Raw genomic sequence first — 6,561 nt, 5'->3', positions numbered from 1 at the left:
GGATTGATCCGCAGCGGGACATGGATGTCCCGCGCCCCGCATCAGACAGGATGTCTGACTAAGGGGCGGAGCAATCCCCGGCCCGGCGGACGACGCCACTCCGCAAGATGCAAGCCCAATCGCATCGGCAGGTCCTTCGACTTCGCTGCGCTACGCTCAGGACGAACGGTGGTCGGCAGTGGCGACCGCAGCGCAGCATCAGGCACTCTCGGCCTGTCGCCCTCGCACAGGCAGCGCCCTTGGACCAGCAGGCAACGGCACGCCCCACCAGCACCGTTCGCGCCGTCAGCCGATGGCAGATCGTGGGCTTGTCGATCAATGACGTGATCGGCAGCGGTATTTATCTGCTGCCCGCCGCCGCAGCAGCACTGCTCGGCCCGGCCAGCCTGTGGGCGGTGCTGCTGGCCGGATTCGCCGTGAGCCTGCTGGTGCTTTGCTATGCCCAGGCCGCCAGCTACTTCGACGGCCCCGGCGGCGGCTACCTCTATGCACGCGAAGCGTTCGGGCCCTTCATCGGCTTCGAAGTCGGCTGGATGCTGCTGCTCACCCGCCTCGCCACCGCCGCAGCGCTGAGCAATGGCCTCGCCGAAGCCGTCACCCACTACTGGCCCGCGGCCGCATCCGGCCTGCCGCGGATCGCGATCGTCACCGGCTCACTCGGCCTGCTGGTGGTGATCAACGTGATCGGCGTGCGCGCCGCAGCGCGCACCGGCGTCATCCTCGCCATCGGCAAACTGCTGCCGCTGCTGCTGTTCGTGGCCATCGGCATCTTCCACGTCGATGCCACGCTGGCCTCGCCGGCGAACGCACCGGTCACCTCCAAAACCCTCGCCGAAGCCGCGCTGCTGCTGTTGTTCGCGTACGCCGGGTTCGAAAACCTGCCAGCCGCCGCGGGTGAATATCGCAACCCCCGCCGCGACGTCCCGTTCGCGCTGCTGACGATGATCGCCACCGTCACGCTGGTCTACGTCAGCGTGCAATGGGTGGCCCTGGGCACGCTGCCGGGCCTTGCCCAATCCTCGACACCGCTCGCACAGGCCGCCGCAGGCTTCAGCGGCGAGACGCTGGCGCTGCTGATGACCGTCGGCGCCAGCATCTCGATCCTCGGCACCAGCAGCAACACCGTGATGATGGCGCCACGCTACCTGCTGGCGCTGGCCAGCGACGGTTACGGACCGCGCTCACTGGCCGCGATCCATCCGCGCCTGCACACGCCCGCGGTCGCGGTCGTGGTGATCGGCGTCGTCTCCCTGGTGCTGGCACTGTCGGGGTCGTTCGTGCAGCTTGCGCTGCTGTCGGTCGTGTCGCGACTGTGTACCTACATCGGCACCGCCTGCTCGGTGCTGGTGCTGCACCGCCGCCACGGACACCACCAGGGCGCATTGCAGTTGCCCTTCGGCCCGCTGATCCCGATCGCGGCGATCGTGCTGAGCCTCGGATTGCTCGCCAGCGCCAGCATCGCCAACCTGCTCGCCGCCGCCGTCGCCATGCTCGTCGGCGCCATCGTCTACAAATTCCGCCGCCCCCCGCCCCCGTAGCCCGGGTAAGCGAAGCGCACCCGGGATCGCCGCCGGCAGAGCGCAACCCGGGTGCGGCCTTTGGCCTTACCCGGGCTACGGGGTTGGCATTTCCATCAGCTGTTGCTGCAGGTCGTACAGGATCTCGGCGTCACCCGGCAGCCACTGCTCTTCTTCGTTGCCGCGATAGTGACGATGGAACGCGCGCACCGCCGCTGCCGGGTCGCGCAGGTCGTACCCGACCAGTCGCAAGGCGGCCCACGAGTCGAACCCAGCCGGCGCCGCCACAAGCGGCGTGCGCGGCCACAGCCCATAGCCGGCTTCAGCCAGTCGCTGCCATGGAAACAGTGCACTCGGATCACGCTTGCGCGCCGGCGCGATGTCACCGTGGCCGATGATCAGGTGGCGCGGGATATCCAGGCGCGAGGTGATGTTGCCCAGCAGCCACAACAGCGCGTCGATCTGCTCGGTGCTGAAGGGCGCGACGCCGTCGTTGTCCAGCTCGATGCCGATCGTTGCGGAGTTGAGGTCGGTCACGCCGCCCCAGCGCGATGCGCCGGCGTGCCAGGCGCGATTGGACTCGGCCACCAGCTGGTACAGGTGGCCGTCCTTGCCGATCAGGTAATGGGCACTGACGCGGCCCGTGGAGTTGCTCGTCTGCAAGGTCAACAACGCCGCTTCGGCCGATTCCATCTCGGTCTGGTGGATGATGATCATCTGCGCGCTGCGGGCGTTGAAGTTCAACGACGGCCGCCACTGGGGCTGCGGATTGGGCGCGGCCGGCGGTGCGCTCGCGCAGCCGGCCAGCACCAGCGCGCTGGCCACGACGGCGATGACTGCCTTCATCCGGATCTCCCTTGCGTTCATGGGTGCAGCTCGACGTCGTGATGATCGGCATCGGGCTCGAGGAAATGCAACAGCGCCAGCGCCTCCGTGGCGATGTCGTCGCGCGTGCCGGCGTCGAAGCGGTCGAACAGCTTGACCTGGATGCTGGCCTTGCCCTTGTCGCAGGCATGTGACCAACCGGCGCGGACGAAACCGTCGACCAGCACCGCACGCAGGCGCCGGCCATTCGCGGTCTGGGTGAAATGCTGGCTGTGCTGCGGCATGACGATGCGATCGCGATCGTCGTGCGACAGGAACACGTTGTCGTACTCCGGCAACAGCCGCACCGGCGCTGGCGTGTCCGCACGCGGGCGCGGCGCCTGCGGGAGGTCGAACAGTTCGCGTCCGGATTCGTCGCGATACACCTGCAGCCGTGGCCGCAGAGCTTCGAGCGCAGGCTTGATGCCGCGCAACCCGGACCAGCTGCGCAGGTCGGCGGAACTGGCCGGGCCGATCGCGGCGATGCCGTGCAGCAGCAGTTCGGCGGTGCTCGCCGGTGCCAGCGGCTGTTGCAGCCACTGCTCGGCCGGCACGAAGCGCGGCGGACGCGGGTAACCCCAGCGGTCATCGCTCGGGACGATGGCCAGCGCGACGCGCGTGCGCACCCAATGCCCCAGCCCGGCCTTCTGCGCGTCCGGGAAATGCGCCAGCAATGCCGCGCCGAGCTCCTGCGCGCTCATCGGCCGTTGCGCCATCAGCGCGCGCGCAAGCGGCTCGACCCGCGCCGGATCGAAACCGCCGCTGATGGCGCGCCAGTTCGCGGTCTCCAGTTCGCGATCGATGACCTGCTGGAGCACGGGGCGAAACGCCAGGAAATCGGCGCTTGCGACGGTGTGGATGGTGGACCGCAGGTAGCTCCCGCGCACGACGTCGCCACGTTGCGCGGTGCGTGCAGGGCCTCGCCCTTGAACGCGCTCAATCGCGACCACAGGGCCACATACGGATCCCTGGGCTCCTGCGATTGCAATCCGCCGACGCGATGAACGATGTCGGCGATGGACAGGCGTTGGCGCTTCAACAACCCCTGCCTGGCCAGCAGGGCGCGGTTCAGTGCGCGGTTGCTCAACGTACGTATCGCCATCAGGTCGGTTCCGTTGCCGGTGGCGGTGACAGGCGCCCGCATTGTTTCACACGTGCGTTTCCGCGCGCCGACGCCGGTGGGACGTCCCGTCGCGGAGATGAATGCGCGCAGCTATCCTCTCGCGCTCGACAAACTCGACGCCCATGGACAGGGATACGTCTTGGACATCCTCATTGCCGCGCTCCACGTTGCCGCGGATTACAGATCCTGGATTACCGCGACGGTGATGGCGACGGTGACGGCCGCCCTGGTACTGCTGCCACCGCGGCCTGCATGGAGGGCGCCGATGGCAGTGGCGGCACTGCTGGCCCTGGCCAACCAGTGCTTCGGCCATCGAATGGCAAGCGCACTGTCGGCGCGGCATGACGTGGTCGTCGAGGAAGCCGATCGCGGCGTCGACGATCAGGCAGTCGAAACCCGCTTTGACAGGCGCGTGATCGCCAGGTCACCGCGGCAGGCGGAAACCGCCCGCTGATCCATGCCTAATGCGGTGATCGGGCATCGCCGTTGTCCGGCGATGCCCGATGACTGCCTCAACCAATCCAGCGCCGCGCCGCAGCCTTGCTCGCATACGACAGCAGGAACAGCGCGATCACGAGGATCAGCGCCGGCATTGCCAGGCCCATCGGGCCAAGCAGGCTCCACGCCGGGGTCACCAGGAACGTGCCGGCAATCTGCACGACCAGCGCGGCCAGCGACAGCTGGAACAGGGCCACCGCCCAGCGCTTCTTCATCAGCAGTCCGATCGCGCCGAACGCGCCGGCAAACACGGCCACGCCATAGGCGACGTTGAGCCAGGTCGGTGTTGCGGCGATGATCTGCTGCTGCTCGGTTGGCAGCGCCGCCATCTGCGCGGCGCCTGCGCTCATCTGCATGTAGAACATGTAGACGCCGATCAGGTTCCACACCAGCGCGAGCGTGGCGATGATCCAGTAACTGGTGGGACGCGATGACGCGACGACAGTGGTCATGTTTCCCTCTCCTCCCCAGGGGCGGGATGCCCGGCAGCAAGACTACCCGCCTGCCGGGCGGCGTGTTGCCGCACTGCGGCATGGCCGCCGGCATGCCCGGCCCGCTCAGGTCTTGCGGATGGCGTGGCCGCCGAACTCGTTGCGCATCGCCGCCAGCAGCTTGTCGGCGAAGGAGTCGTCTTCGCGCGAGCGCAGGCGTTCCAGCAACGACAGGGTGATCACCGGCGCCGACACGTCCAGGTCGATGGCCTCGGCCACGGTCCAGCGCCCCTCGCCGGAGTCGGCGACGTAGGGGGCGATGCCGTCCAGTTGCGGGTTGCGGCCCAGGGCATTCGCGCTGAGGTCGAGCAGCCACGAACGCACCACGCTGCCATGGCGCCAGATCTGCGCCACCTGGCCCAGGTCGAGGCCGAAGTCGGTCTTGCGCTGCATGATCGCGAAGCCTTCGGCGTAGGCCTGCATCATTCCGTACTCGATGCCGTTGTGGACCATCTTGGCGAAGTGGCCCGCGCCGCTGGGACCGACCCGTCCCCAGCCGCTGTCGGGCGTCGGCGCCAATGCGCTGAAGACCGGCCGCAGCCGCTCCACCGCTGCTTCGTCGCCGCCGATCATCAGGCTGTAGCCTTCGCTCAGCCCCCACACGCCGCCGCTGGTGCCGCAGTCGATCCAGGCGATGCCGTGTTCGGCGAGGCGCTGCGCGCGCCGCAGGGTGTCCTTGTAGTTCGAGTTGCCGCCATCGACGATGGCGTCGCCGGCAGCCAGCCGTGGCAGCAGTTCATCGATGGTGCGATCAACCGGGTCGCCCGCCGGCACCATCAGCCACAGCGTGCGCGGCGATGGCAGCGCCGCGATCAGTTCGGCCTGTGACGCCACCGCTTCCACGCCGCGCGCGGCCGCCTGTTCGCGCGCCGGCGCGCCCGGGTCGAATCCGACGACGCGATGCCCGTTGCGCACCAGCCGTTCGGCCATGTTCGCGCCCATCCGGCCCAGACCCACCATTCCCAGTTCCATGCTGCGTCCTCGCCACCTGTCTTGGACGGGAAGCGTACGCGGTCCGGGATGGAGGGCGGGCGAACGCCGCTCTGGCTCAGCTGCCGCCGCAGCGGCCGAAGCGGGCCTGCATCGCCCCGCCGACGATGGACGCGGCGCTCGGGACGTAGCCTTCCAGTGGCACGTACGTGCCCTTGGCGTCCTCGAACACGTACAGCGAGAAATCGTCGCCGATGAATTCGACCTTGTAGCCCTCCGGCACGGCCGAGGTCGGTGCGCCGCCGAAGCTGGTGTACGAGTCCATCCGCGCCGGCGTGCGCATGCTCTTGCCGCTGGCGCTGATCTGCAGGCCGTCGGCGCCGATGCGCACCTGCGGCGCGGCGTTGTTGGCGCAGTCGGGCGAGTAGATGCCGCCGTACAGCTTCAGCGACTCCGGGCGCAGGTCCTGCGCGGCTGCCGTCACTGGCGAGGCCAGGATCGCCGCGCCCGTCAGGACCACGGCGAACCACGTACCTGTAATGCGCATGGACCTGCTCCGGTTCCTTGTCTGAGGAACAACGCGCCGAGCAGCGCGTGCAGGCCAGCGCAGCGCGCCGTTACTGCAGGCGCGTCGGCGCTTCCAGGCCGGCAGCGGGACGCGGCGGGACATCGTCGTCGTCACGGCTGCGACGCTCGTTCTCGAGCGCGGCCAGGTACTCCTCGAGGGTCTGCTCGTGCACGGCGGCTTCACGCGCCGCCGCGGTCAGCAGCGGTGGCGAGGCGTGGAGTTCCAGTTCGACGCCGGCGTCGGCCTGCACGGCGACGACATGGCGCAGCATCGCCAGCGCCATCGCCGCGCTGTCGCTGCTGGCGACCACCTGCCCGGCCAGGACCAGCAGCCACTGGCCGTCGCGCCAGCCGACGCCGCCGACGGCATTGCCGTCGCTGTCGAGCAGTTGCGCGTGCGGCTGCAGCGAGGCGCCAAGGCGGCGGATCGGGCGCTTGGGTTCGTTCTTCTTGCGAACCGCGCGCTTGACCTTGGAATTGCGGGACATGGGATTCCTTGCTTGCTGCCTGGCGTGCTGCCTGTCACCGCATTCTAGGCCCGGCACGTCCCGGCCGCGACGCAGTCGAGGCG

Annotated in this window: 8 protein-coding genes; 2 read left to right on the top strand and 6 right to left on the bottom strand. The window is 68.9% G+C overall.

The window, feature by feature from the left end; genetic code table 11:
- The first annotated feature begins 239 nt into the window (after positions 1 to 239).
- Positions 240 to 1,538, top strand: coding sequence for an APC family permease (locus ACFOPO_RS17830; protein ID WP_386705015.1), 1,299 nt, complete (start codon positions 240 to 242; stop codon positions 1,536 to 1,538).
- A gap of 75 nt (positions 1,539 to 1,613) precedes the next feature.
- On the opposite strand, the gene ACFOPO_RS17825 is transcribed toward ACFOPO_RS17830, so the two are convergent.
- Entirely contained in the window at positions 1,614 to 2,363 is a 750-nt protein-coding gene (locus ACFOPO_RS17825) for an N-acetylmuramoyl-L-alanine amidase (RefSeq protein ID WP_386705013.1), read from the bottom strand.
- Between the two features lie 17 nt (positions 2,364 to 2,380).
- Positions 2,381 to 3,331 carry a winged helix DNA-binding domain-containing protein gene (locus ACFOPO_RS17820; RefSeq protein ID WP_386705011.1) on the bottom strand — a complete coding sequence of 317 codons (951 nt, stop codon included), beginning with the start codon at positions 3,329 to 3,331 and terminating at the stop codon, positions 2,381 to 2,383.
- 57 nt (positions 3,332 to 3,388) lie between these two features.
- On the opposite strand from ACFOPO_RS17820, the gene ACFOPO_RS17815 reads away from it, so the two are divergent.
- Positions 3,389 to 3,958 (top strand): hypothetical protein, encoded by a 570-nt coding sequence (locus ACFOPO_RS17815; RefSeq protein WP_386705009.1) that lies wholly within the window; start codon positions 3,389 to 3,391, stop codon positions 3,956 to 3,958.
- Between the two features lie 58 nt (positions 3,959 to 4,016).
- Here the strand turns inward: ACFOPO_RS17815 and ACFOPO_RS17810 are convergent, their stop codons facing one another.
- The 4 genes from ACFOPO_RS17810 to ACFOPO_RS17795 form a co-directional block, all read right to left on the bottom strand.
- The gene (locus ACFOPO_RS17810) at positions 4,017 to 4,454 is read right to left on the bottom strand and encodes a hypothetical protein (protein ID WP_386705008.1); all 438 of its coding nucleotides are present in this window, start codon (positions 4,452 to 4,454) and stop codon (positions 4,017 to 4,019) included.
- 105 nt (positions 4,455 to 4,559) lie between these two features.
- Positions 4,560 to 5,465 carry a phosphogluconate dehydrogenase (NAD(+)-dependent, decarboxylating) gene (gene gnd / locus ACFOPO_RS17805; RefSeq protein ID WP_386705006.1) on the bottom strand — a complete coding sequence of 302 codons (906 nt, stop codon included), beginning with the start codon at positions 5,463 to 5,465 and terminating at the stop codon, positions 4,560 to 4,562.
- A gap of 76 nt (positions 5,466 to 5,541) precedes the next feature.
- Positions 5,542 to 5,970, bottom strand: a complete 429-nt coding sequence (locus tag ACFOPO_RS17800) for a hypothetical protein (protein ID WP_386705005.1) — start codon at positions 5,968 to 5,970, stop codon at positions 5,542 to 5,544.
- A gap of 70 nt (positions 5,971 to 6,040) precedes the next feature.
- Positions 6,041 to 6,478 (bottom strand): hypothetical protein, encoded by a 438-nt coding sequence (locus ACFOPO_RS17795; protein WP_386705003.1) that lies wholly within the window; start codon positions 6,476 to 6,478, stop codon positions 6,041 to 6,043.
- Positions 6,479 to 6,561: the final 83 nt, after the last annotated feature.

The sequence above is a fragment of the Lysobacter sp. GCM10012299 genome, from assembly GCF_042649405.1.
Lineage (GTDB): Bacteria > Pseudomonadota > Gammaproteobacteria > Xanthomonadales > Xanthomonadaceae > Lysobacter_J.
Note: the sequence above shows the minus strand (reverse complement) of the source record. Positions and strands in the feature narration are given on the sequence as shown.